Here is a 22,087-nt window from a genome sequence, read left to right as displayed (position 1 = left end):
GATCCAGCCTGCATGCTACAGCACTCTCATTGCAAGAACCTTCAGGTAGTCTCCCTCTGGATAATCGGCATTAACAAGAAAATCCTCCGGCAGCGAAAACTGCTTTTCCATTCGGAAGCGGCGGTCCTTCGCTTTGAAGGCCTGTTCAACTTGACGGCGGAAGCGCCACCTTGGCAGTCCTGCATGGTTCGTAGACGCAATCAGCAGCGATCCCGGCTCCATCAGTTCAAGCGCATCCTCTACCAGACGCCCGTAATCCTTGGCGGCACGGAACATCGTCTGCTTCGTCCTGGCAAAGCTCGGCGGGTCGAGGACGACGATATCATACGTTTGCTGGCGGGAAGCCGCCTTGCGGAACCAGCTGAACACGTCATCTACGAGAATCGTCTGGCTGTCCATGTCGATTTCGTTCAGGCGGAACTGCTCCGCGGTTTTCTCACGGCTGCGGTTTGCAGCGTCTACGCTTACGGTTGAAACAGCTCCTCCGAGAGCCGCCGCTGTTGAAAATGCTCCGGTGTAACTGAACGTATTCAGAACTGTGCTGCCTGCAGCCCATTCATCCCGCAGCGTTTTTCTTACGTCACGCTGATCGAGAAATATGCCTGTCATCGCCCCATCGTCCAGGTAGACGGCAAAGTTCATGCCGTTTTCCTTAATAGGAAGCGGTGCCGGTGCTTCATTGCCGCTGACAAAGTCGCTCTGCTGCTTTTCCTGATCATCGGAAAAGCGCTTTTTCTCATAGATACCGGCAGGGTCCATCGTCTGCGTCAAAATATCGATAAACTGCTGGCGGAAGGAGTATGCTCCCTGGCTGTAGAACTGCAGCACGTAGTAGCCTGCGTAGTAGTCAATCAGAATACCGCCGAATCCGTCTCCTTCTCCGTTAAAGACCCGAAATGCGGTCGTTTCTTCTGAGGCAAGCAGGTTTCCCCGCCGGCTGATCGCCATCATCAGCTTTTTGGAAATGAACTGTTCATCAATCTGTTCGTTTTCCTTTTTCGTCAGAATCCAGCCGATGCCTTTATTCTGCTTGCCGATATAGCCTCGTCCGAGAAAATCTCCGTCCGGCGCCTCCAGCGTGAACAGCTCTCCTTCTTCTAAATCAGTCCGGTTCCCGACCGCTTCTTCTGTCAGCAGCGGAAACCCGGCCTGATACTGCTCTACCGTTTCCGGCAGGGCGGTCAGTCGTCTTTCTTCCATGGTACCCATCCTCTCTTTACGAACACAAAAAAACCGCACGGCTCCCATGCACATGGTCCAGCGTCTGCGGTTACATACGTGTAAGCCCTCCCTGATCCAGCTTTTGACAGCGGTTCAGGCAGAGCTACTTCTGCTGTTGGACATGCACGGAGCGGACGGTTACCATACGGCATCTCTCCATCGGTTCGAATGCTCTAACGCTACCATATTTCAGGCGGCTTCGCAACTGCGGTCAGCCGTCAATCCGCTCTGGATGCGTGTACACGTTGAACCGGTCCCGGCGGATAAAGCCGACTGCCGTAATGCCGAGATCATCTGCCAGATCCAGGGCGAGCGAGGTCGGAGCCGACTTGGAGAGGACAACACCAGCCCCAATTTTAGACACCTTGAGCAGCACTTCAGAGGAAAGCCTGCCGCTGAACACAATCACTTTATCCTTTAAGCTGATACGGTGTCGGACGCTGTAGCCGAACAGCTTGTCGAGTCCGTTGTGCCGGCCGATGTCGGATCGGGTGACGAGCAGTTCGTCTGCCGTTGCCAATCCAACGTTGTGCAGGCCTCCGGTAGCGTGAAAGTCTGCAGATCCTTCCTGCATTTCCTTCATCAGGCGGATGATCTGCTCGGGGCGAATCCGCACCGGGCTGGAAACCGTTTTAGCCGTTCGACGGTCGTTTTCAAAGTAAAACTGCCTGCTCTTTCCGCAGCAGGAGCCGATGACCCGCTTCGACACCCCGAGACGGTCAAGCGGCAGCATTTCTTTTACATCGGCGTGCACGATGCCCTTTTCCTCCGAAATATCAAGCCGCGTCACGTCATCTGCCGAACGGATCACGCCTTCTGACAAAAGAAAGCCGTAAACCATGTCTTCCATATAAGAAGGAGTACAAAGCAGTGTGGCAAATTCGTCGCCATTTACGTGAATCGTCACCGGCGCTTCGAGCGCAATGTCGTCCTCCTGCTCGGTCCATCCGCCGCCTTCGTATGTGTGAATCAATCGTGTGCCGCTTACGTTTTCCGAAGCTGTTTCTTTCATGCCGTCCGCCCCTCTCCTGATTATGTATGTGCTTTCATTGTAGCACCGGACGGGTTTGGGTGGCAAAATTGGCGCAGACGATGTAAGATAAACAACGAAACGACAGACAGGAAAGGAACGATACGCATGGCACACAGCCGCGATGAAGAAGTCGAGCTGCTCGGCAATACAAACGTTGATTACAAAATGGATTATGATCCGGACATTCTGGAGGCATTTGAGAACCGCCACACGTACCGCGATTATTTTGTTAAATTTAACTGTCCGGAGTTCACAAGCCTCTGTCCGAAAACCGGCCAGCCGGACTTTGCAACCGTTTATATCAGCTACATTCCGGATGAGCGCATGGTGGAAAGCAAATCGCTCAAGCTGTATTTGTTCAGCTTCCGCAACCACGGCGACTTTCATGAGGACTGCATGAATACGATTTTAAACGACCTCGTCAAGCTGATGGACCCCCGTTACATTGAAGTCTGGGGTAAATTCACGCCGCGCGGCGGCATTTCCATCGACCCGTACACGAACTACGGCAAGCCCGGCACGAAATATGAAAAAATGGCCGAGCACCGCATGATGAACCACGACATGTACCCGGAAACCATCGACCACCGATAGCCATCTGAAGCCGCCTGCTGGGCGGCTTCAGGCTGTTGAGAAAGTCAATCAGCTTATATATTTATTCAATTGATTGTATTTCCCCTTTGCTTACCGGCGGAAGCTTGCCGTGGGCTTGCCTTCAGCTATTTCTCAGGGGAAACCCCTGAGAAAGGATCTTCAGGCTGCGCTTATTCCACAGGCGTCCCCGCCGGATACGACGGGAAAACGGGTTTGTTTAATGGAAAAAAACGTCCCGATCGCTAGACGCTGCAGCTCTTTTGCTTTTTTGGTGAATATTTGAAGCACTGGCATCCCTATTCGACATCGAAGCGTTGCCTATATAAAGGTTCCATCCATATGGAACAAGCTCGTTTGCATCATCACCAGGCGTTTCAAACGGACTGCCAGCTGCCAAATCGAAGGACCTCGACTAAAGGAGGATCAGAACGAGGTGAAAGCCGAGCCCATTCCCTCCGGAAAATGAGTATCCGCAGATGCAAGGTTATTCACCTGAAATGACGTTATCAACACTCTGAAGCCGCCTCTTGAGCGGCTTTTTTTGTTGTCTCCTCTACTGCTGATTCAGGACCTTGTGCTGTCATTTGCGATGAGTCTTTCGTTTACATATATCAATGAACGGATTGCAGAGGGATGGATGGGGTATGGAGAAAGGAGAAGGAGGCGGTTATGTTGGCAACGCTTTGGCTGATGGGTCATCAGTGCTCGCTCCGGCAGCCCTGGTTCGAGTCGTTTGATAAAGAAGAGGATACGGTGCTGCTCGTTGAGGAGCATTCAAAAAAATTGTGGAAAGGGTATCACAAGCAAAAACTCGTCCTCATTTTTTCGATTATGCGCCATTTTAAAGAGGAGCTCGAAAAGAAAGGCTACAAAGTGGATTACCGAACGGCCGATACGTTCTCAGAAGGGCTCGACATGCACGTCAATCAGTATCGTCCAAACGAGCTTTACCTGCATGAACCAACCGACTACCATCGGCTGCAGGACGTTCGGAAATGGGTGAAGGCGCAGAAAGATACGGACGTGCATACGACGGAGGAAGGTGGATTTTTAATCGGACGCGATGAATGGGAATCGCTTCTTCCAGACAATGAAAACTGGCAGATGGACAAGCTGTACCGCAAATTCCGCAAAGACATGGATGTGCTGCTGACGAAGCAGAAAAAACCAATTGGCGGTAAGTGGAGCTACGATGCCGACAACCGCAAAAAGCCGAAAAAAGAAATGGAATTTCCGAACCCTGACTGGCCAAAACCGGATCAAATCACAAAAGACGTGATACAAGAGGTCGAAAAAAACTTTCCTGACACGTACGGCACACTGGAGACCTTTCATTATCCGGTTACAGCCGATGCCGCTGAGGCTTTTTCAGAGGATTTTATGAAAAACCGCCTCGAGCTGTTCGGTGATTATCAGGACGCGATGATTCCGGGAGATCCGTTTATGGCCCACTCGCTGCTCTCGACTTCCATCAACAATGCGCTGCTGGACCCGCTCGATGTTGTACGCAGAGCGGAGCAGGCGTATCACGATGAGCAGGCTCCGCTTAATGCTGTCGAAGGCTTTATCCGTCAGATTATCGGCTGGAGAGAGTATATCCGCGGCATTTACATCCGGAAAATGCCGGACTATGAGAATACAAACGAGCTGAACCACAAGCGCGACCTGCCCGACTTTTACTGGACGGCAGACACCGAGATGAACTGCTTAAAGGAATGCACCAGCGCGGTCGTGCATCACGGCTACAGTCATCACATTCAACGGCTGATGGTGCTCGGCAACTTTGCAAATCTGGCCGGTATTGAGCCAAAGCAGGTGTCCGACTGGTTCAATGAAATGTATGTGGATGCGCACGACTGGGTTGTACTTCCGAACGTGCTGGGTATGGCGCTTTACGCGGACGGCGGCCTGATGTCGACTAAACCGTACGTGTCGAGCGGAAACTACATCCAGAAGATGAGCCGCTACTGCGGTGACTGCCGCTACAGCGTGAAAGAAAAATACGGCGAAGACGCCTGCCCGTTCCATGCGCTCTACTGGGACTTTCTTGAACGGCACGAAGACAGGTTCCGCAGCAACCAGCGCATGGGCATGATTTACAAGCACGTAGACAATCGCAGTGAAGAGGATACGAAGCAGCAGAAGGACACCGTCAAGCTGAACATGAAGCGGATGGAGGAGGGAACGCTTTGATTGCAGCCGGACTGGACGGATGCCGCCAGGGCTGGATTGCAGTGACCTCAAAGAACGGCCGGCTCACCGGCGCTTTTCTGCTGCCCCAGCTGAGTCAGCTGGCAGCAGGGGCCTACGGGGCCATCTGGATCGATATTCCGATCGGGCTCCCTTCCGCCGGCAGCTATCCGCGCCGAACAGAACAGCTGGCTCGAAAACGGCTTCCCGGCCGAGGTTCAACCGTGTTTCCGGTGCCGGCTGAGGAAGTGCTGGAAGCAGCTTCCTACCCTGAAGCGAACGTGCTTCATAAAGAGCTGACCGGCTCCGGACTGCAGAAGCAGGGCTGGTTTATCCTGCCGAAAATCGCCGAAGCTCGAGAAGCTGCAAACATTCTCGCTTTAACCGAGGCCCATCCGGAGCTGTTATTTGCCTGCCTGAATGAAGGTCCCGTATTGTCCAAAAAAAAGCAGCCCGAAGGCCGCGAAGAGCGGCTTACGCTGCTTGAAACGCTCGATCCCGGCGTACGTCGCTTTGTTTCCGACACGCTCCGGCAGTACCCGCGGTCTGCCTTTGCCACAGATGACCTGCTCGATGCAGCCGTGCTGGCACTTTGTGCATCCCACCCCGCCTTAATCCGGGAGCCGCTTGACCCTGAACCGCTTCACGACAGGCTCGGCCAGCCAATGAATATGATGCTTGTACGACTCCGTGCATAAGAAGGGGCTGCTCCGCGGTCAATCCCGGAGCAGCCCCTTCTATCAGCTTGCATCGTATAGGACCCGGAAAGTCCGCGGTACCTCTCCCGGGTCAATCTATTTCAACGAGTACCCGCCGTCAACGACGAGCTCGGTGCCAATGACATAAGAGGCAGCGTCTGAGGCTAAAAACCGGACAGCTGCGACAATTTCAGATGGATCGGCATACGATCCGCGCGGTGCTTCCTTTGAGGCTTTATCAAAGGATTCTTCGTTCCCATATGCTTTCACGGCCAGCTTTGTCTTTGTAGGACCGGGAGAAATACAGTTGACGCGTATACCTTGTCTCGCAAAACGCAGCGCCGTGCTTTTCGTCATGGCTTTAACGGCTGCCTTTGTTCCGCTGTATGCCGGAAGCATCGGATTGACTTTGTCGTTTCCGAGGATAGCGGCGTTGTTAATGATCGCACCGGATTTCTGCTTCTGCATTTGCTGAAGCGTATACTTCATATACAGAAACAACGCGGTCTGGTTCACTGCGATGAGTTCATCCCAGTCTTCTTCCTTTACCCGTGCGAGCGGGCCACTGCCAAGTGAAAGGACGCCTGAGTTGTTAAACAAAATGTCGATCTGCTCTTCTTCTTCCAACAGCTTCTCAAAAAAATCAGCTACTTCCTGACGATTCGTGTTATCAACTTTATGAAAGTGGGCAGTGCTTCCGGCTTCCTGCTCCACGGATTTTCCTTCATCTTCCCGTCTTCCTGTGAAGTAAACGCGCGCACCGCGTTCAGCAAACTGCTTGACGGCTTCTGCGCCGATTCCGGAAGTCCCGCCGTTGACGAGAACAACCTTCCCTTCAAAGTGTTCCATTCCTATCCGCCTCCAGTATTGTTGAGCTTTTGTTTAATATATTCCCAATCTATGTATAACTAAACCTGTTTGATATGTGATTTTATGTAGTCGTGTTTCCAGGCTTTCACGTGCTGCCAGGTCTTCAAAGTCGTTTGATGTTGAACGGAAGGCCAGATAAGCGGAGAAGGACGGCATAGAAATGATAAACAGTTAACGAGAATAACCTTTTCATCTAAAGGATGGGAGGAGGCTTTCAGCGTACACCCTGAAAGGCAGCGGCATTTTACTTCGTTAAAAAGCGTGAGCGGACGATCGAAAACTCGATCGTCCGCTCATATGCTGCGCGCTAACGTGTTCAGGTAGTGGAGCTGTTTTCGGGAAAAAGAATATCACCGTTTTGCCCTGCGTTCTCCATCACCGCGCGGCTCAGTTTTTCCGGCGGATACGGCTTCGTCAAGTAGCGGGCGATACCGAATTCCTCTGTTTTTTCTTCTGCTTCATCGAGCGCTGAGGAAATGACGATCGGAATGTCCTTTGTGGCAGCATCCTGTTTCATTCGCTGAACCAGATCCCAGCCGTTCCCTCCTTCGCCGAGCATCAGGTCAATCACAGCCGCTGACGGCGGGGTTTCCTTCATCGCGTTCAGGGCAGCTTCCGCGTGTAAATAATGGACTACCCGGTATCCGTTTGTTTTCAGCTCCTCTGACAGCAGCAGAGCGAGACTCGCATCGTCTTCCACGATCACAACGGTTTCGCCGTTCACATTCGGCTCCCGGTCGTCAGACGGCTGTGCGTTTACGAGCAGTGGAAGTTCGACAGTAAACGTGGAGCCTGTTCCCTCTACGGAATCTACGAAGATTCTGCCGCCATGTTTCTCGACGATTTCCCGGCAAATCGCGAGACCGAGTCCCGTACCGCCGATGTTGCGGCGGTCGCTCTGGTCAATTCGCTGGAACTTCTGAAACAGTCTGGCGATTTCTGCCTCTGGAATACCGAGTCCTTCATCAGACACGCTAAGCCGCAGCAGATCCTCTTGAGCGGCAAGCTTCACTTTCACAGCTCCGCCTTCAGGGGAAAACTTCACAGCGTTGCTGATCAAGTTCGTCAGCACCTGCTGCATCCGCTCTCCGTCTGCTTCAACTGTTACTCCGCCTGCCGTATCCTCAAACAGAAGCTCATGCGTCGTCACGTGACGGAACTGGTACATTGTTTCGAGAACCAGCTGATCGAGCTGTATGTTTTCCATCCGGTACGGCTGACTGCCGGCCTCCATTCGCTGCAGATCCAGAAAATCATTAATCAAATTGGTCAGACGCTTCGCTTCTTTATGAATCGTCGTAATGTATTTTTTTTGACGCTCCGGCTTCAGCTCTTTCTTTAAGAGCAGCTCTGTAAAGCCTAACACGCTGGAAAGCGGCGTCCGCAGCTCATGGCTTACCGTGCTGACGAGCTCGGATTTCATGCGGTCGAGCTCCGATTCCCTCGTACGATCACGGTAAACAAAAATGGTGCCGATGCGCTTATCGTCGTCAAAGACAGGTGTTCCGTACACGCTGTACACGACGGAGCCTTCTTCATGCTGTATCGTAAATTCATGAGAAGCCGATCCCGACTGCCGGTGAACCATGTCCTCAAAGAAGCGTTCCAGCTCCCCCGGTTCATCCACAAGCTGGAGAAGACTGGACGGCCACTCCCCAGGAACCAGCTCCGCTGCGGCCCGGTTTTCCTGAAGGCGAATTCCCTCGCCGTCAATCAGCTGAATGCCTTCATTGACAGTGTCGAGTATGGTTTGACTGATTTGCCGCGATGTCGCAATCTCTTCATGAATGAGGACACGCTGCAGACCGATCCCTACATGGCTCATCAGGGCCTCGATTTCTTCCATTTCTTCTTCTGTAAACCGTTTCCCGATCGTAGTAGCGGCAAAGATAGCGTAAATGTGCCCTTCAGCGTCTCTCACAGCTGTATAATAATCGGTCACATCTGCTTCAGGTGCGATCCCTTTATCCGAGGCTTCCGCCGGGCGTGTGATGATGACACGTTTCTCGTTTAACAGACGTTTAACCCAGACTGCTTTATCCGCCTCCCGCCAGGATTCGATCATCGCCTCCGTCATGTTGGCTGAACGAAAATCACTGGTATCCACCATACAGAACATGCTGCGGTCGCTCGGATAAAGCTCGTTCACGTAAGCGAAAACGGCGCTGAGAAGCTCCTGGCGGTCAAGGCGGGTCGACATCGTTTCATTCAACAGGCTGAAACGGTCCACCTTGCGTTTTTCCCGATCCGCTTCTTCCAGCAGCTCCTGCAGCGAATCCTGCTGTGCTTTCAGCTCTTCATTCTGAGCCTGCATCTCTTCCTCGTTCTGCTGCAGGGTGAGCGCCATATTCATGAAAGATCGGCCAAGCACGCCCAGCTCATCATTGCGGGTCGCTGCCTCTATGTCGATCGCTTCCCCTTCTGCCAGCTTATCGGAAGCTTCCGTCAGCTCTTCCACCGGTACAATCAGTTTCCGCAGCATACGCTGGGACGCAAATAAAATCGCAAAAAAGACGAGCATTCCAAACCCAAAGGAGAGCAACAGATTCGTCATACTCGCACTCAGCGCGGATTCATACTCCTGCTGCAAGTCAGCGAAAACGGTATTCCGCAGCTCAGATGCTTCATCGAAAAGCCCGTTAATCTGCGCTACCGAACCTTCCTGGCCGAAGCTGCGAAGCCCTTCGTAATCATCGGCAGCTACGAGTGCCACAGCGGTTGGCAGAATGTCCGATTCATAAGTAATCAAAAATGACCGAAGCTCTGCAGCAAACAAGCTTTCCTCCTCTGTTAATTCAAGCTCTTCCATCCGGTCAAGCCCGGCAAGAAGCGCCCTTAGATCCAGCTCTGTGTGGCGGAGATCTTCAGGATCCTGATAGGCATAGTAGGACCTCGCACGAAAAAACAGTTCGTTCAGCCGTTCTGATACCGCATCGACGGCTTCATACCGCTCTGTCAGCTGCTCCCGTGCTTTTTCCTTCTGATTCTGGTCATAAATTAAATAGCCTGTAACCGCAGCTGTCACAATGAGAACAACGGCAACGAAAATAGCCGCCTTTTGTATGTAGCTGCTGCGAATGGAACGTTTCATCATAAAATATCCTCCACGAGCGCTTCCAGTTCTTCCGGACTGAACGGTTTTGCCATAAAATAATCGGCTCCTGCAGCGAGGGCGCGCTGCTTATCCTGCTCCTGTGCTTTAGCAGTCAGCATGATAACAGGCATATTCCGCTGTTCATCCGACAGGCTTTCCAGCACTTCCATTCCTGTTTTCTCCGGCATCATATAATCGACGACGAGTAAATCAAACGAGGCTTCGCTAAGCTTTTGCAGCGCATCCGCCCCATCCTCTGCTTCTGTAATATCATGACCGAGATCCTCCAGCGTATCGGTGATCAGCATGCGCAGAATCTCTTCATCATCTGCAACTAAAATTCGTTTCACGATCAGGCTCCTTTCTGCTCTTCTTCAATTCCTTTTCGCTTCATATCGCCCCAGGACTGCTTCTTCTTCAGGACAGAGAACAATCCGACAACGCGGCACCAGACCATAAACGGACGGAACCAGAATGATTCGGTGAGCGCCCAGAAATACAAAACGAGGATGCTCTTCATATCCCGGTACTTGTGATACGTCCATTCCTCCAGCAGCACCGCCAGTGCAGAAAGCAGCGAGCCGTACAGGATCGTGACAATGATCATGAGCGTCGTCACTTCCGGATTCACTAACCCGAACACGAGACCGGCTATGATAATAAAATAACCGAGAAATTCAAAGACGGAGCTGAGCAGCTCCACAAAAAAATAATACGGCATGGAAAACAGGCCGATGCCTTTATATTTTGGATTAAACATCATCTTCTTATGACGCCAGAGCGTCTGGGCAAGCCCTTTCTGCCAGCGGATCCGCTGCGATTTCAGCGATTTGACATCAGATGGCGCTTCCGTCCAGCAGACAGGGTCCTGAATGTATTCAATGCGCTGGGTTGATTTTTCATCCTTGAGCATTTTATGCAGCCGCACGATCAGCTCCATGTCTTCTCCGATCGTTTTCGTTTCATAGCCCCCGGCCCGGATCACCCGCTGCTTTTCAAACACGCCGAACGCGCCGGATATGATCAGCAGAACGTTGACCCGGCTGAGCCCCAGCCTCCCGATTAAAAACGCCCGGAAGTATTCCACGATCTGCATGATTGCGAGCGGCTGCTTCGGCAGGGCAATTTTTTCCACGACGCTGCGGCGGATTTCCGATCCGTTAGCGATCCGGACCGTCCCGCCTGTGCAGGTAACTCCGCCGTTTGAATCAATGATCGGTTTCATCGTCTTCAAGAGGGCGTCCCGCTCCAGAATGGAGTCCCCGTCGATCGCTGCAAAATAAGGGTATCTGGAAAAGTTAATGCCTGCATTCAGCGCATCGGCTTTTCCGCCGTTATCCTTTTCCAGCAGCCAGACGTTTTTATGGGTGCGGGAGCGGTACACGTGGTTCACCTGCGCAGTCGGAAAATGCTGTCGAATCGGTGAGTTTACTTTTTCCATGTTAAATGACGTCAGCATTTTCTCATTCGTTTTATCTTTGGAACCGTCGTTAATGACGATAATTTCAAACTCCGGATACTTCAGCGCAAGCAGCGAACGGACCGTAGAAACGACCCCGAGCTCTTCATTATAAGCAGGAACGAGCACAGAGACAGGATACGTATCCTCGCTCTCGGTGAGCTCTTCTATCGGTTCATCGCGGTCCAGTCCGTGCTCGCGGCGGATTTTCGGCATCGACATAAAAAAGAGAATCAGGTAAATGCCGCCTACGATCAGCATGTAGGCGATGATCATGTAACCAGTGATCGTCAAGAGAAGTGAAAGGATGTCCATGTTTACCGCTCCCCTTCCGCTTTTGCTGTCAGCGTCCGCGCTGCCATATCCCGTGCAAAGCGGTCTTCATGATTATTCCGTGCGTATTCCAGCAGAATTTCGCCATCTGAAAAGCTCTGCAGCGCTTCAGCTGCGGCATAGCGGACCCACCATTCCGAGTCTGCAAGCAGCTCCAGCAGCTCATCCCTCCGGTTTTCCAGAGAAAGAACGGCCGCCGTTTTACAGGCATACATCCGCTCTTCCCAATGGTCTGAACGGAAAAAGGGATCGATCAGCGCCGGTGTATTCATATACTGAAAGGCACCGATGCTCCGCATCGCCTTTAACCGGATTTCCTTATTCGTATGATGAAGCGCCCGCTCCACATCCGGCAGAAATTCCAGCAGCCCCCGTTCCCCAATGTGAACAATAAGCGCCTGGAAGAGCTCCGGGTGCGCTTCAGAGTCAAGCCGGTTTACTAGGTGCCGAAGCTCTTCTTCGGGGAGCCTCCGCAGGATTTCTTTTTGAAAGACGACTCCGGTCGTGTCTTCACGAAGCAATTCATCAACCGCACCAGTATGGCCGAGTGATGCAAGTGTCCGGACTGCCTGCCTGTATTCTTCTGTTCCCTGCTGCAGCCGGTTGATGTGGGTATCCACAGCATCAGCCATCTGCGTCAAATGCAGGTCTTCAATAAAGTAGAGCGTATTCATCCGTTCCGCCCAATTGCCTTTACGGAGACGCTTTTTATAAACCGGCAGCAGCTCCTGTTCAGCAAAGAGCTGAAGCCGCTCCTGTTCGCCGGTGTTTTCCGTTATCAGCGCCAGCCGGTCGAGCACCTTCTCGATGATCGCCACCTTCAGCTGGCCCCGTTCCGGAAAATCAGGCAGATGCTGCTCTTCACCAGAAGCGTAGGACACCATTTTCGGCAGCAGATTTTCATAATGCGCCTGCAGTGCTTCCTCATAGCGGAGTGCGCGCGACTTCATCAAAAGCAAATAGACGAGCAGCACCAGCTGCAAAGCGACAAACAGTATGATCAGCCACACAGCCCACATCATCAGGCAAACACCCTTTCCATTAATCTTGTCATGCGGGCAGCCACTTCCCTTACTCGGAAGGGCTTGACCATATAATCATCTGCGCCAAGCTCCAGTGCCCGCGCAATTTCGGCCTCGCTTTTTCTGGCCGTAAGCATCGACACGAGTATTCGTTCTTTCGGATACGAGCTGCGCACTTCCGTCAACACATCAATGCCGTCAAGCTTCGGCATCATGCCGTCCAGGAGCAGAAAGTAATAATCATTTTCCCGATACCAGTTATCCTCTAAAAATGCGGCACCGTCCGGATAACTGCGGAAACGGACGATTTTGCCTGCAAACTCCGTCCGGCGCTGCATGTACTGTCGCAGCATATCCCGCACCACTTCGTCATCGTCGACGACAATCACCTGCACGACTCCCTGCTCAACCGCATCTGCGATCCCTTCTTTATAGGGAACCGTTCGGCCCCGGCCGTGCCGCTTGGCGTAATACAGCGCCTGATCGGCTTTTTCAAGCAGCTCCTCCGGATGGAAGGACTCCTTCTCAGGGGTCGAAATGCCGGCAGAAAACTTCAGCTTGACTCCGCTTTCCTCCAGCGGACGCTGCTCCAGTCGTTCCCTCAGCTGATCCATGCGGTATTCTGCCTGCTCCGGTCCGGCATCTTCCATAATGACGACGAATTCTTCGCCGCCATAGCGGTACAGGCTCTCTCCTGCTCCGAGCAGCGCTTCTGTTTCATCCACAAACAGGCGGAGTGCTTCATCCCCGGTGCTGTGTCCATATGTGTCGTTGATCTTTTTAAAATAATCCAGATCACAAAGAATGAGGGAAAACGAAACGGCTGCTTCTTTCGCTTTTTCCTGCAGGACAGCCATATCCTGAAACAAGCGCTTGCGGTTTCGCGCACCAGTCAGCTCATCCTGCAGTGCCGAATTCCAGATGCGCTCCTGAAGCTGCAGCCGGTTTTTTAAAAAGGGAAAAAACAGCTCCTGCTGCAGCGGTTTGCTGATAAAGTCCATTGCTCCCTGTTCATAAGCGCTGATCCGTTCTTCCAGACCTGCCCCTGCCCCCAGCAGGACAATCGGGGTAAAGTCGCTCACGGCCTTGTCACGAATCCGGCTGAACACGCTCTCCCCATTTAAAGCTGGCATGAGCGCGTCTAAAATAACGAGCTTCGGACGGAACTCATAAAACATGTCGATTCCTTTTTCACCGGTCATCGCCAGCAAAGCCTGGTACCCATTTGATTCCAGCAGTTCTTTTGCATAGGCAATAAACTCTACATCATCGTCAATCACCAGGATAAAAGGTGTCTCTTCCTCCGGCTCGGGCTCAGGCTCCTTTAATACCGGCTGTTCCCTGCTCGGCATGAGCTGCTCAAGCATCGGTTTCCAGGTTGACCGCGGCAGCACTGAGTGTCCCGTTTCTGACAGCTGTTCCAGCCTGACTGACGCCGCCTCATACACGTCCGTCATTCCAACGGTTCCTGCTGTGCCTTTCACGTTATGAAAAAAGCGGTACAATTCATCTTCGCGAATATCCCCTGACTGCTCCCAGAGCTCCAGTGTCTTCTCGATCCGCTTATACACCATCTGCTGATATCGTTCCATATTGAAGCTCCTTTTATACAAATTAAAGTTATAGACGTCGTTTCTTCTAAGCTGTTACTTCCATTATAGGTTTTTTTACTCAAAAAAACGACAGAATAAACATCCTGTCGCTACTTAAAGATAGATAATGGAAGATACGCAGAGACGAGGTAGTGCGGAATATCCACTACTTCACTCAGCTTCAAGTCAACTGCGGTGCTGCAAAGCATGTATGCTTCGACGTCTGAAAGGCCGTATGTGTGGCTGATATGCTCAATCATGTAACTCACTGCTTTGCGGCAGGCCGTCATCAGATCCTCACCAAAGCCGGTAGTGACATAATAGCGCTGGTCAGGCGGACCGTGAACGAGCGGGCCTTTCGTCTCAAACTGCGGCTCCTTGATCTGCCTTCCTTTATGCAGCTGAAACTTCAGCTCGATGTCCATCGGCGCCTCAATCGCTGTGCCGCATACTTCCCCGTCTCCCTGGGCAGCATGCGTGTCTCCTACGGAAAACATCGCTCCCTCCACCCACACCGGCAGGTACAGCTTGGTTCCCCGCGTTAAGTGACGGATGTCCATGTTGCCTCCGTTTTGACGCGGCGGTACAACGCTGTGTGCTCCTTGTTCAGCGAGAGCCGTGCCGATCGTGCCTGGAAACGGTGCGATTGGAATCTCGATCCCGTGAAGGAATTCCGCTTTCCCCTGTTCCAGGTCCCAGATTTTTAAAGCAGCCTCCTGAAAATGCTCGCTCAGCAGTCCGAATCCAGGAATGACGCCCGTCCAGCCCCAGCTTTGCGGACCAAAACCGAGAATTTCCACTTCCAGCGTATCGCCCGGTTTGGCTCCCTTGACGTAAACGGGTCCGTTTACGGGGTTTACTTTGTCAAAATCCAATTTCGCCACGTCCTGCGCGGTAGACGTTTTGGACAGCTGACCGGCAGACGAGTCCGTTACTTCAAAGCCGATTTCCTCACCCGGCTCTGCCTCATATACCGGTTCAAGCGACCGGTCCCAGACAAAATGATGGTGGTGACGGTGAATGGTATGATTCATTCTGCACATCCTCCTCTCCAATCTGCTTCCATATTATCACGTCTATGGATTGACTAAAAAACAAACGCCCTGATAGTGAAAACGCTATCATAAAAATACCTCGTTTATTTGCGTCCAAGTGGTTGTTATTACGCATTATCCTCTATATAATGTCCTTTATACGAAAACATTTGTACCGTAAATAGAGACAATCAGGAGTGAGCGGGGATGGCACAACAGATGAATGTAGGACTACTTGGCTTCGGCACGGTAGGAACCGGAGTACTTGAAATTATTGAGCAGCATCAGGATAAATTAGCTCACCAGATCGGAGCACCGGTAAAAGTAAAGAAAGTGCTCGTATCAAGTCTGGACAAGGACCGCGGCCCGGCCGCTGCACATACAGAGCTTACGACGAATGCAGATGATATTCTTCTCGATGAGGACATTGATGTGGTCGTAGAAGTGATGGGCGGCATGGAGCAGGCACGCGACTATATGAAAAAAGCGCTGGAGCACGGCAAGCATGTTGTTACAGCCAATAAAGATGTGATGGCTGTACACGGCAGCGAGCTGCTGAAAACAGCAAACGAGCAAAAATGCGATTTATTTTATGAGGCAAGCGTCGCCGGCGGCATTCCGATTCTGCGCACGATCGTGGAGGGGCTGGCCTCCGACCGGATCACGAAGATGATGGGGATCGTCAACGGTACGACAAACTATATTTTGACCCAGATGACGAAAGAAGGACGTCTCTATGAAGACGTGTTAAAAGAAGCACAGGCGCTCGGCTACGCAGAAGCGGATCCGACCGCTGATGTGGAGGGACTTGACGCTGCGAGAAAGATTGCGATTCTCGGCACGCTCGGCTTTTCCATGAACCTTGATCTGGATGATGTGTCGGTTTCGGGCATCAGCAGGGTGACGAGCCAGGATCTGCAGTACAGCAAGCAGCTCGGCTATACGATGAAGCTGATCGGGATTGCTGTCCGTGACGGCGATAAAGTGGAGGTGAGCGTGCAGCCGACGCTCGTTCCGCATGAGCATCCGCTTGCGTCTGTCGATGACGAGTTTAACGCCGTTTACGTCTACGGGGAAGCGGTCGGGGAAACGATGTTTTACGGTCCCGGCGCCGGCAAGCTGCCGACGGCTACCGCTGTCGTTTCCGACTTAGTGGAAGTATTGAAAAACAAGCGGCTCGGGGTCACCGGCAACTCTGCTGTCATTCCTCAGTTTGAGAAGCAGCTGAAAACCGATGAAGAAATCCGTTCGAAGTACTTCCTGCGGATTCACGCAAAAGACAAGCGCGGCACGTTTGCAGCATTGACCCGCATTTTCGACGAGCATAACGTCAGCTTGGAAAAGATCCTGCAGGTACCGCTGAACGAAGGCCGCCTGGCGGAAATCATTGTAGTCACTCATGAAGTAACGAAAAAAGATTATGAGGAAGTACTGGAGCGCCTTCAGGACGAGGATGTTGTCGTCGAGATTAAGAGCAGCTACCGTACGGAAGGAGACATGTCATAATGCTGTGGCGCGGACTATTAGAAGAATATAAGGAATATCTGCCAGTAACTGAAGATACACCAATGCTTTCGCTGCAGGAGGGCAATACACCGCTGCTGCCGATGAAGCATCTTTCTGAGAAGCTCGGCGTAGAATTGTACGTGAAATACGACGGTGCCAACCCGACCGGCTCATTCAAAGACCGCGGCATGGTCATGGCTGTTGCCAAAGCGAAGGAATCTGGAAGCGAAGCGATCATGTGCGCTTCTACCGGAAACACGTCAGCTGCCGCTGCCGCTTATGCGGCTCAGGCAAAAATGCGCTGCCTGATCGTCATTCCGGACGGGAAAATTGCCATGGGCAAGCTCGCGCAGGCGGTCGTCTACGGGGCTGAAATCGTCAGCATCGAAGGAAACTTCGACAATGCGCTGCAGATGGTGCGCAACTTGGAAAAACAGACGCCGATCACGCTTGTAAACTCGGTGAACCCGTACCGGATTGAAGGACAGAAAACGGCCGCCTTTGAAGTGGTGGACGCACTCGGCAGCGCGCCGGACGTCCTGACGATTCCCGTCGGCAACGCCGGCAACATCACGGCCTACTGGAAAGGGTTTGAAGAGTATCACAAAGCGCGAGGAACAGGACTCCCGCAAATGCGCGGCTTCGAAGCAGAAGGGTCAGCGGCGATCGTGCAAAACAAAGTCATCGATCAGCCGGAAACACTCGCAACCGCGATCCGGATCGGCAACCCGGCAAGCTGGGATAAGGCAGTAAACGCTGCATCAGCTTCCGGCGGCGCGATTGACTTTGTCACAGACGATGAAATCGTCGCAGCCTACAAGCTGCTCGCGCGCGAAGAAGGCGTGTTCGCCGAGCCGGCTTCTGCCGCTTCTGTAGCCGGCCTGATCAAACAGATCGAATCCGGCGAAATCAAAAAGGGCTCCCGCGTCGTTTCTGTACTGACTGGAAACGGACTGAAGGATCCGAATACGGCGATCGATACCGCTCCTGTGCAGCCTGTCAAGCTGCCAAATGATGAGCAGGTCGTCTTTGATCATATGCTTGGAAGGGTGAAGCAGTCATGAATCAGCAGTGGAAAATCCGCGTTCCGGCAAGCACCGCCAACCTGGGTCCCGGCTTTGACTCCATCGGCATGGCGCTGAACCGCTACTTGACGCTGTATGCAGAGCCGGCTGACGAATGGGTATTCGAAGCGGACTCTCCTCATCTTGAGGGCATTCCCGCCGGAAAAGAAAACCTGATTTATATCATCGCCGAATGGATCGCAGAAAAGTATGACGTCGCCCTTCCCGCCGCCCGCGTCAAAATGGAGAGCGACATCCCTCTTTCCCGCGGGTTTGGAAGCAGCGCCACGGCCATCGTAGCCGGCATTGAGCTTGCGGATGTGCTCTGCGATCTGCAGCTGACGCGCGAAGACAAAGCGCACTGGTCAAGCCTGTATGAAGGACATCCGGATAACGTCGTTCCCTCCATTTACGGCGGGCTCGTCATCGGCAGCCAGTACGAAGAGGACACATACCTTGTGCACGCCGGCGTGCCGGACATTGATCTCGTCGCGGTCATCCCGTCGTATGAACTCAGCACGAAGGAATCGCGCGATACGCTTCCAGAAGGCTTTTCCTATAAGGCAGCCGTCAACGCCAGCAGCGCGGCGAACGTGCTGACCGCTGCCATTATGCAGAACAACTGGGAGCTCGCCGGCAAAATGATGAAAAACGACCTGTTTCACCGGCCGTACCGCCTCCCTTCCATTCCGGAATGGCAGCGGGCCGAAACGCTGATCGACGAGCTTCCGGTATACGGTGCGACGCTGAGCGGCGCCGGTCCGATCATTTTGTTTTTTATCCCAAAAGGAAAAGGCAAAGAAGTGCTGCTCCAGCTCCGTTCCCACTATCAGGAGCAGGCAGTGGAACAAGTCGAAGTCGACGCAGGAGGCTCCTTCGTGGAGGCGATCCCCTGCCGCGAAGCAGTTCGACGATAGAACGTGACGAAAAGCCCGAAGCCGCGCGTTGCGGCCTCGGGCTTTTAATGTGTATGAGGGGGTCGGACGAGATATCGGTGCAAAATGATAAGTTCCGATGCGAACGTGAAAACGTCAGGCATGCAAATGATTAAATTTTCGCTATCGCGAACAGAGGGTGATAACCGTAATAAGATACAGTCCGGAAATGATAAGTTGAGGACGGAGAATGAAAAGTTGGAAGGCTGAAATGAAACGTTTCCGCCCCCAAATAAAAACTTTCATCAGAGAATTCCAGTCATCAGGAAGCTTCCAGCTCCCGGAAGCGATCCGACATTACAGACAGTTGGCTACATGGAGAAAAATACTGCACCTCCTTTCTGCCTCGCTGCATGCGTTTAAGACGAAACATACACATTTTCACAAGGCAGCACGCATGGAAAAACCGGAAGCTTCAGTTGCTCCCGGTTCTCTTTCACTATGCGGCTTTTGGACGGCGGCTCTGCGGCATCCGCTTCTGGATCCAGTCGCGGCCCAGTAGGTGGGTGCGCAGGTAAGGAATCACCCAGCGGTCCCCGCCGAAGCGGCCTGCGTTGGCACCCGCAGCGAGAATGAAGATGGTAACCAGGACGAGCAAAGGATTCGTAGAGATCGTTCCAGCGAACAGGAATGCGAAGTTCATCACGATTCCAAAGAACGCAGCAGCAGTAGTGAACACACCGAGGATCAGTCCCAATCCGACAAGCAGTTCACCCCAGGCGACCATAAAGCTGAAGAGGCCGGCATTCGGCAATGCTATATGTTCAATAAAGGCGTGGTAGGTAGGATATTGTGCGGCAACATCAGCATTGGCTACAACGCCCTGCAGATAGCCGGAAGCATCAAATCCTCCAACTACCTTGCCCCACCCTGCAGTCAACCAGGCCCAACCTAGATATAGGCGGAGAAACGTGAGAATACCAGCAGCAATTCGATTGTTCCGTAAGAAGTCCATAAACATGATTAATTCCTCCTAAGATTGTTATAAGTTTGGTTTGGAAGAAAAGCTGCTCACGTTTCTTGTCCATGATGGACGGAACAAAGTGCTTCCGGCTCTGCGCGCTGGGATGACCGGATGTTAGTTTGTGAATTAGTGAGCAACCTTTCTATAGGTATACTATAGCACACACTTGTGAATTACTGAGCATAAACCTTGTGTCTAATTTGTGAAATATTGAGCAAATAATTCGGCCGTGAAAATCTGCACATTTCTAAACACTTGTTCTTCCCAATCTTTCACAAAAGACAGTTCGACCAGAAGCAAAAGTAGTTAATCGATTTGAATGATTAAATGCTATCCAGGAGACGAAACGCGTTTCATATGAAATAGTGCACGGAACAAACGAAACAATAGTAAATAACCCTTTCTTTTTTACTCACTTACTCCCATAATGTAGTAGGGTTATATTATTTTATTACTAAAAGGGGTTGTCTTTTTGAGGAAAGCAGTTTTTACAACTACGATTGGTGTTGCTCTTCTACTCACAGCATGCGGGGATGCTGAGAATAATGGTAACGCAAATGAGAACGAAGCTAATGCAGCTTTGAATAACAATGAGAACGATATGAATAATGACGATGTGCATGAGGACAATAATGAGCAAGATAACGAGAACGAAGAGTTAGAAGAAGAGAACGAAGAAAATGCTGAAGCTGATGAAGAAATGAACGGAAACGAAGAAGACGCTGCAGATGAAATTGCAGAAGACGGTTGGGAAACAGAAGTTGGGGAAACGATTGAAAATGAAGGTGGGACGTTTACCCTTCATGCAAGACAAGATGATATTGATACAATTGAAACTGGGCCCGTTGTCATTGATATTGAACAAGTAAATGCGCAGTCTGGTGAACTGTCTCAGCAAATGGCTGACATGCTGGAAACGGAAGAGCTTGAAATGATCCAAATGGATCTTACTGTCGAAAACACTGCAGATGAAGATATCACTTTCTACGTTTCTCAAGCAACGATCGCTACGAGTACTGGAGAGCAGCTTGAATCAGATATGTGGCTCTCCGATCATATCGATGGTGACATGATGTCAGGAACTTCTCACAATGGTACCTTCTTCTTCGTATTAGAAAACTCTGCAGCGGAAGATGTTGAAAGCGTTCGAATCACATGGAGCTCCCCTACTAATGAGGATTGGGAAGATATTGGAGAAGATGTAGACATTGAAGTTGAGTTTTAAAAAGTGAAGCCTTTCGAGGCTTTTCTTTTCTCGTTAAAAAGAACGTACGTTCGTGTATTTCAAGTGGAAGGATACCTCTTTAAAACGTGAGTTATACATACAGAGACTTTTAGTTAAACTTCGTGTCTATTTCATTCGCCATCGTATATCGGAAAACAACTATTCAGACCAGTTTAATGAATGTATTGAAGGGAATCTGTAAGGAAAGAAAATTCGCTCCCAAACACTGCTGTTAATCACCTTCTTCGAACATACATTCCAATGAAAAACATAAAAAAACCCTTGTCTATCAAGGGTTTCAGCGTTATTATGTATGGCGACCCTGAGAGGATTCGAACCTCCGACCTGCCGCTTAGGAGGCGGCTGCTCTATCCTGCTGAGCTACAGGGTCATCGAATGTGCCGTCTGCCTGAAAGGGGGAGACGGCACTGTTCATTATAGCGTAATCACCCGGCTTCTTCCACCCGAGGCTACTTGATTAATCCAAACTGGCGCAGGGCGTCTGCAAGTCCGTCCTCGCCTACGTGACCGGTTACGTGGGAAGCAGCCTTCAGTGCTTCCGGCACAGAGTTACCCATGGCAACACTGTTTTTTGTAAAAGAAAGCATTTCAATGTCATTCGGTCCGTCTCCGAATACGTATACATCGTCTCTGGTTGCACCAAGACGGTTCATCATGGCCTCAATTCCAATCGCTTTGGAGCCGCCGGACGGGATGATGTCTGTGGAGACTTCATGCCAACGGATAAAATCAAAGTCGTTGAATTCCTGTTCGTACGGCTTCTCTTCTCCATCGGTGCAGAACAGCAGCGTTTGGTAGATCGGCCGGCTGTTCAAGTACGTATCGTCAAATTCCGGATGATCAAACTTGAGCGATCCGATGCTCTCTTCAATGTGCGGGTGGTGCGGGACGTTTGCTTTCATGTCGCGATGATCCAAGTACACGAGTGGATGGTCATTCGTTTCTGCCATCGCCGTAAGGCGCTTCAGCTCCTCATACTTTAGCGGATTTTCGTGAATCGTTTCGCCTTCAAATTCCACGTATGAGCCGTTAAAGCTGACAAAGGAGCTGATGGAAAGCTTCTCTCGCAGCCGGCTGAACATAAATGGTGCCCGCCCCGTCGCGATCGCTGTATAGTGTCCGGCGTCCTGCAGCTCCTGAATCGCTGCGATTGTGGAATCCGGCAGTTTTTTCTCCTCATCTACAAGTGTTCCGTCTATGTCAAAAAAAAGCAGTTTTCGATCGGCCATCGT

General features: G+C 51.6%; 18 protein-coding genes and 1 tRNA gene. 7 read left to right on the top strand and 12 right to left on the bottom strand.

Annotated features, from left to right (window positions below):
• Window positions 1-15 precede the first annotated feature (15 nt).
• Together ACSZLD_RS10835 and fdhD are read right to left on the bottom strand one after the other, a co-directional pair.
• A complete protein-coding gene (locus tag ACSZLD_RS10835; protein WP_444685173.1) occupies window positions 16-1,200 on the bottom strand; it encodes a class I SAM-dependent rRNA methyltransferase in 1,185 nt (394 codons plus the stop codon).
• A gap of 232 nt (window positions 1,201-1,432) precedes the next feature.
• Window positions 1,433-2,233 (bottom strand): formate dehydrogenase accessory sulfurtransferase FdhD, encoded by an 801-nt coding sequence (gene fdhD, locus ACSZLD_RS10830; protein WP_377909062.1) that lies wholly within the window; start codon window positions 2,231-2,233, stop codon window positions 1,433-1,435.
• Window positions 2,234-2,359: 126 nt separating this feature from the next.
• Between fdhD and queF the strand changes: the two genes are divergently transcribed.
• The 3 genes from queF (at window position 2,360) to ACSZLD_RS10815 (ending at window position 5,736) form a co-directional block, all read left to right on the top strand.
• Complete coding sequence (gene queF, locus ACSZLD_RS10825) at window positions 2,360-2,848, top strand: preQ(1) synthase (protein ID WP_377909061.1); 489 nt, start codon at window positions 2,360-2,362, stop codon at window positions 2,846-2,848.
• A 672-nt stretch (window positions 2,849-3,520) separates the two neighbouring features.
• A complete protein-coding gene (locus ACSZLD_RS10820; protein ID WP_444685172.1) occupies window positions 3,521-5,041 on the top strand; it encodes a cryptochrome/photolyase family protein in 1,521 nt (506 codons plus the stop codon).
• Complete coding sequence (locus ACSZLD_RS10815; RefSeq protein WP_444685171.1) at window positions 5,038-5,736, top strand: DUF429 domain-containing protein; 699 nt, start codon at window positions 5,038-5,040, stop codon at window positions 5,734-5,736. The genes ACSZLD_RS10820 and ACSZLD_RS10815 overlap by 4 nt, the downstream gene beginning before the upstream one ends.
• 96 nt (window positions 5,737-5,832) lie before the next feature.
• On the opposite strand, the gene ACSZLD_RS10810 is transcribed toward ACSZLD_RS10815, so the two are convergent.
• The 7 genes from ACSZLD_RS10810 to ACSZLD_RS10780 form a co-directional block, all read right to left on the bottom strand.
• The gene (locus ACSZLD_RS10810) at window positions 5,833-6,585 is read right to left on the bottom strand and encodes an SDR family NAD(P)-dependent oxidoreductase (protein WP_377909058.1); all 753 of its coding nucleotides are present in this window, start codon (window positions 6,583-6,585) and stop codon (window positions 5,833-5,835) included.
• Between the two features lie 337 nt (window positions 6,586-6,922).
• Window positions 6,923-9,700 carry an ATP-binding protein gene (locus tag ACSZLD_RS10805; RefSeq protein WP_444685170.1) on the bottom strand — a complete coding sequence of 926 codons (2,778 nt, stop codon included), beginning with the start codon at window positions 9,698-9,700 and terminating at the stop codon, window positions 6,923-6,925.
• Window positions 9,697-10,050 (bottom strand): response regulator transcription factor, encoded by a 354-nt coding sequence (locus tag ACSZLD_RS10800; protein WP_377909056.1) that lies wholly within the window; start codon window positions 10,048-10,050, stop codon window positions 9,697-9,699. Before ACSZLD_RS10800 ends, ACSZLD_RS10805 begins: the two co-directional genes overlap by 4 nt.
• A gap of 2 nt (window positions 10,051-10,052) precedes the next feature.
• Complete coding sequence (locus ACSZLD_RS10795) at window positions 10,053-11,474, bottom strand: glycosyltransferase family 2 protein (protein ID WP_444685169.1); 1,422 nt, start codon at window positions 11,472-11,474, stop codon at window positions 10,053-10,055.
• Window positions 11,475-11,476: 2 nt separating this feature from the next.
• The gene (locus ACSZLD_RS10790) at window positions 11,477-12,514 is read right to left on the bottom strand and encodes a HEAT repeat domain-containing protein (RefSeq protein WP_444685168.1); all 1,038 of its coding nucleotides are present in this window, start codon (window positions 12,512-12,514) and stop codon (window positions 11,477-11,479) included.
• Window positions 12,514-14,106 carry a response regulator gene (locus ACSZLD_RS10785; RefSeq protein WP_444685167.1) on the bottom strand — a complete coding sequence of 531 codons (1,593 nt, stop codon included), beginning with the start codon at window positions 14,104-14,106 and terminating at the stop codon, window positions 12,514-12,516. The genes ACSZLD_RS10790 and ACSZLD_RS10785 overlap by 1 nt, the downstream gene beginning before the upstream one ends.
• Window positions 14,107-14,216: 110 nt before the next feature.
• The gene (locus ACSZLD_RS10780) at window positions 14,217-15,140 is read right to left on the bottom strand and encodes an acetamidase/formamidase family protein (protein ID WP_444685166.1); all 924 of its coding nucleotides are present in this window, start codon (window positions 15,138-15,140) and stop codon (window positions 14,217-14,219) included.
• A 207-nt stretch (window positions 15,141-15,347) separates the two neighbouring features.
• Here ACSZLD_RS10780 and ACSZLD_RS10775 point away from each other — a divergent pair, with 207 nt between their 5' ends.
• The 3 genes from ACSZLD_RS10775 to thrB are packed head-to-tail and all read left to right on the top strand — an operon-like array spanning window position 15,348 to window position 18,627.
• Window positions 15,348-16,646 carry a homoserine dehydrogenase gene (locus ACSZLD_RS10775; RefSeq protein WP_444685165.1) on the top strand — a complete coding sequence of 433 codons (1,299 nt, stop codon included), beginning with the start codon at window positions 15,348-15,350 and terminating at the stop codon, window positions 16,644-16,646.
• Window positions 16,646-17,710 (top strand): threonine synthase, encoded by a 1,065-nt coding sequence (gene thrC, locus ACSZLD_RS10770; RefSeq protein WP_377909050.1) that lies wholly within the window; start codon window positions 16,646-16,648, stop codon window positions 17,708-17,710. The genes ACSZLD_RS10775 and thrC overlap by 1 nt, the downstream gene beginning before the upstream one ends.
• Window positions 17,707-18,627, top strand: a complete 921-nt coding sequence (gene thrB / locus ACSZLD_RS10765; RefSeq protein WP_377909049.1) for a homoserine kinase — start codon at window positions 17,707-17,709, stop codon at window positions 18,625-18,627. Before thrC ends, thrB begins: the two co-directional genes overlap by 4 nt.
• Before the next feature lie 457 nt (window positions 18,628-19,084).
• Here thrB and ACSZLD_RS10760 read toward each other — a convergent pair whose 3' ends face one another.
• Window positions 19,085-19,606, bottom strand: a complete 522-nt coding sequence (locus ACSZLD_RS10760; protein WP_377909048.1) for a DoxX family membrane protein — start codon at window positions 19,604-19,606, stop codon at window positions 19,085-19,087.
• A gap of 475 nt (window positions 19,607-20,081) precedes the next feature.
• On the opposite strand from ACSZLD_RS10760, the gene ACSZLD_RS10755 reads away from it, so the two are divergent.
• Window positions 20,082-20,834 carry a hypothetical protein gene (locus tag ACSZLD_RS10755; RefSeq protein WP_444685164.1) on the top strand — a complete coding sequence of 251 codons (753 nt, stop codon included), beginning with the start codon at window positions 20,082-20,084 and terminating at the stop codon, window positions 20,832-20,834.
• A gap of 314 nt (window positions 20,835-21,148) precedes the next feature.
• Here the strand turns inward: ACSZLD_RS10755 and ACSZLD_RS10750 are convergent.
• A tRNA-Arg gene (locus tag ACSZLD_RS10750) sits at window positions 21,149-21,225 on the bottom strand.
• A 79-nt stretch (window positions 21,226-21,304) separates the two neighbouring features.
• Window positions 21,305-22,084, bottom strand: a complete 780-nt coding sequence (locus tag ACSZLD_RS10745; RefSeq protein WP_444685163.1) for a Cof-type HAD-IIB family hydrolase — start codon at window positions 22,082-22,084, stop codon at window positions 21,305-21,307.
• Window positions 22,085-22,087 lie beyond the last annotated feature (3 nt).

Origin of the sequence: Alkalicoccus luteus (assembly GCF_052061695.1) — a bacterium.
In the GTDB taxonomy this organism is placed as follows: domain Bacteria; phylum Bacillota; class Bacilli; order Bacillales; family Salisediminibacteriaceae; genus Alkalicoccus; species Alkalicoccus luteus.
This window is presented reverse-complemented; position numbering and strand designations above follow the sequence as displayed.

Excerpts from the sequence above, each read along its gene's own strand:
- ACSZLD_RS10780 (WP_444685166.1), bottom strand. The coding sequence starts at position 15,140 with ATGAATCATACCATTCACCGTCACCACCATCATTTTGTCTGGGACCGG.
- ACSZLD_RS10790 (WP_444685168.1), bottom strand. The coding sequence starts at position 12,514 with ATGATGTGGGCTGTGTGGCTGATCATACTGTTTGTCGCTTTGCAGCTG.
- thrB (WP_377909049.1), top strand. The coding sequence starts at position 17,707 with ATGAATCAGCAGTGGAAAATCCGCGTTCCGGCAAGCACCGCCAACCTG.
- ACSZLD_RS10760 (WP_377909048.1), bottom strand. The coding sequence starts at position 19,606 with ATGTTTATGGACTTCTTACGGAACAATCGAATTGCTGCTGGTATTCTC.
- ACSZLD_RS10795 (WP_444685169.1), bottom strand. The coding sequence starts at position 11,474 with ATGGACATCCTTTCACTTCTCTTGACGATCACTGGTTACATGATCATC.
- ACSZLD_RS10810 (WP_377909058.1), bottom strand. The coding sequence starts at position 6,585 with ATGGAACACTTTGAAGGGAAGGTTGTTCTCGTCAACGGCGGGACTTCC.
- ACSZLD_RS10835 (WP_444685173.1), bottom strand. The coding sequence starts at position 1,200 with ATGGAAGAAAGACGACTGACCGCCCTGCCGGAAACGGTAGAGCAGTAT.
- thrC (WP_377909050.1), top strand. The coding sequence starts at position 16,646 with ATGCTGTGGCGCGGACTATTAGAAGAATATAAGGAATATCTGCCAGTA.
- ACSZLD_RS10745 (WP_444685163.1), bottom strand. The coding sequence starts at position 22,084 with ATGGCCGATCGAAAACTGCTTTTTTTTGACATAGACGGAACACTTGTA.
- queF (WP_377909061.1), top strand. The coding sequence starts at position 2,360 with ATGGCACACAGCCGCGATGAAGAAGTCGAGCTGCTCGGCAATACAAAC.
- fdhD (WP_377909062.1), bottom strand. The coding sequence starts at position 2,233 with ATGAAAGAAACAGCTTCGGAAAACGTAAGCGGCACACGATTGATTCAC.
- ACSZLD_RS10775 (WP_444685165.1), top strand. The coding sequence starts at position 15,348 with ATGGCACAACAGATGAATGTAGGACTACTTGGCTTCGGCACGGTAGGA.
- ACSZLD_RS10805 (WP_444685170.1), bottom strand. The coding sequence starts at position 9,700 with ATGATGAAACGTTCCATTCGCAGCAGCTACATACAAAAGGCGGCTATT.
- ACSZLD_RS10785 (WP_444685167.1), bottom strand. The coding sequence starts at position 14,106 with ATGGAACGATATCAGCAGATGGTGTATAAGCGGATCGAGAAGACACTG.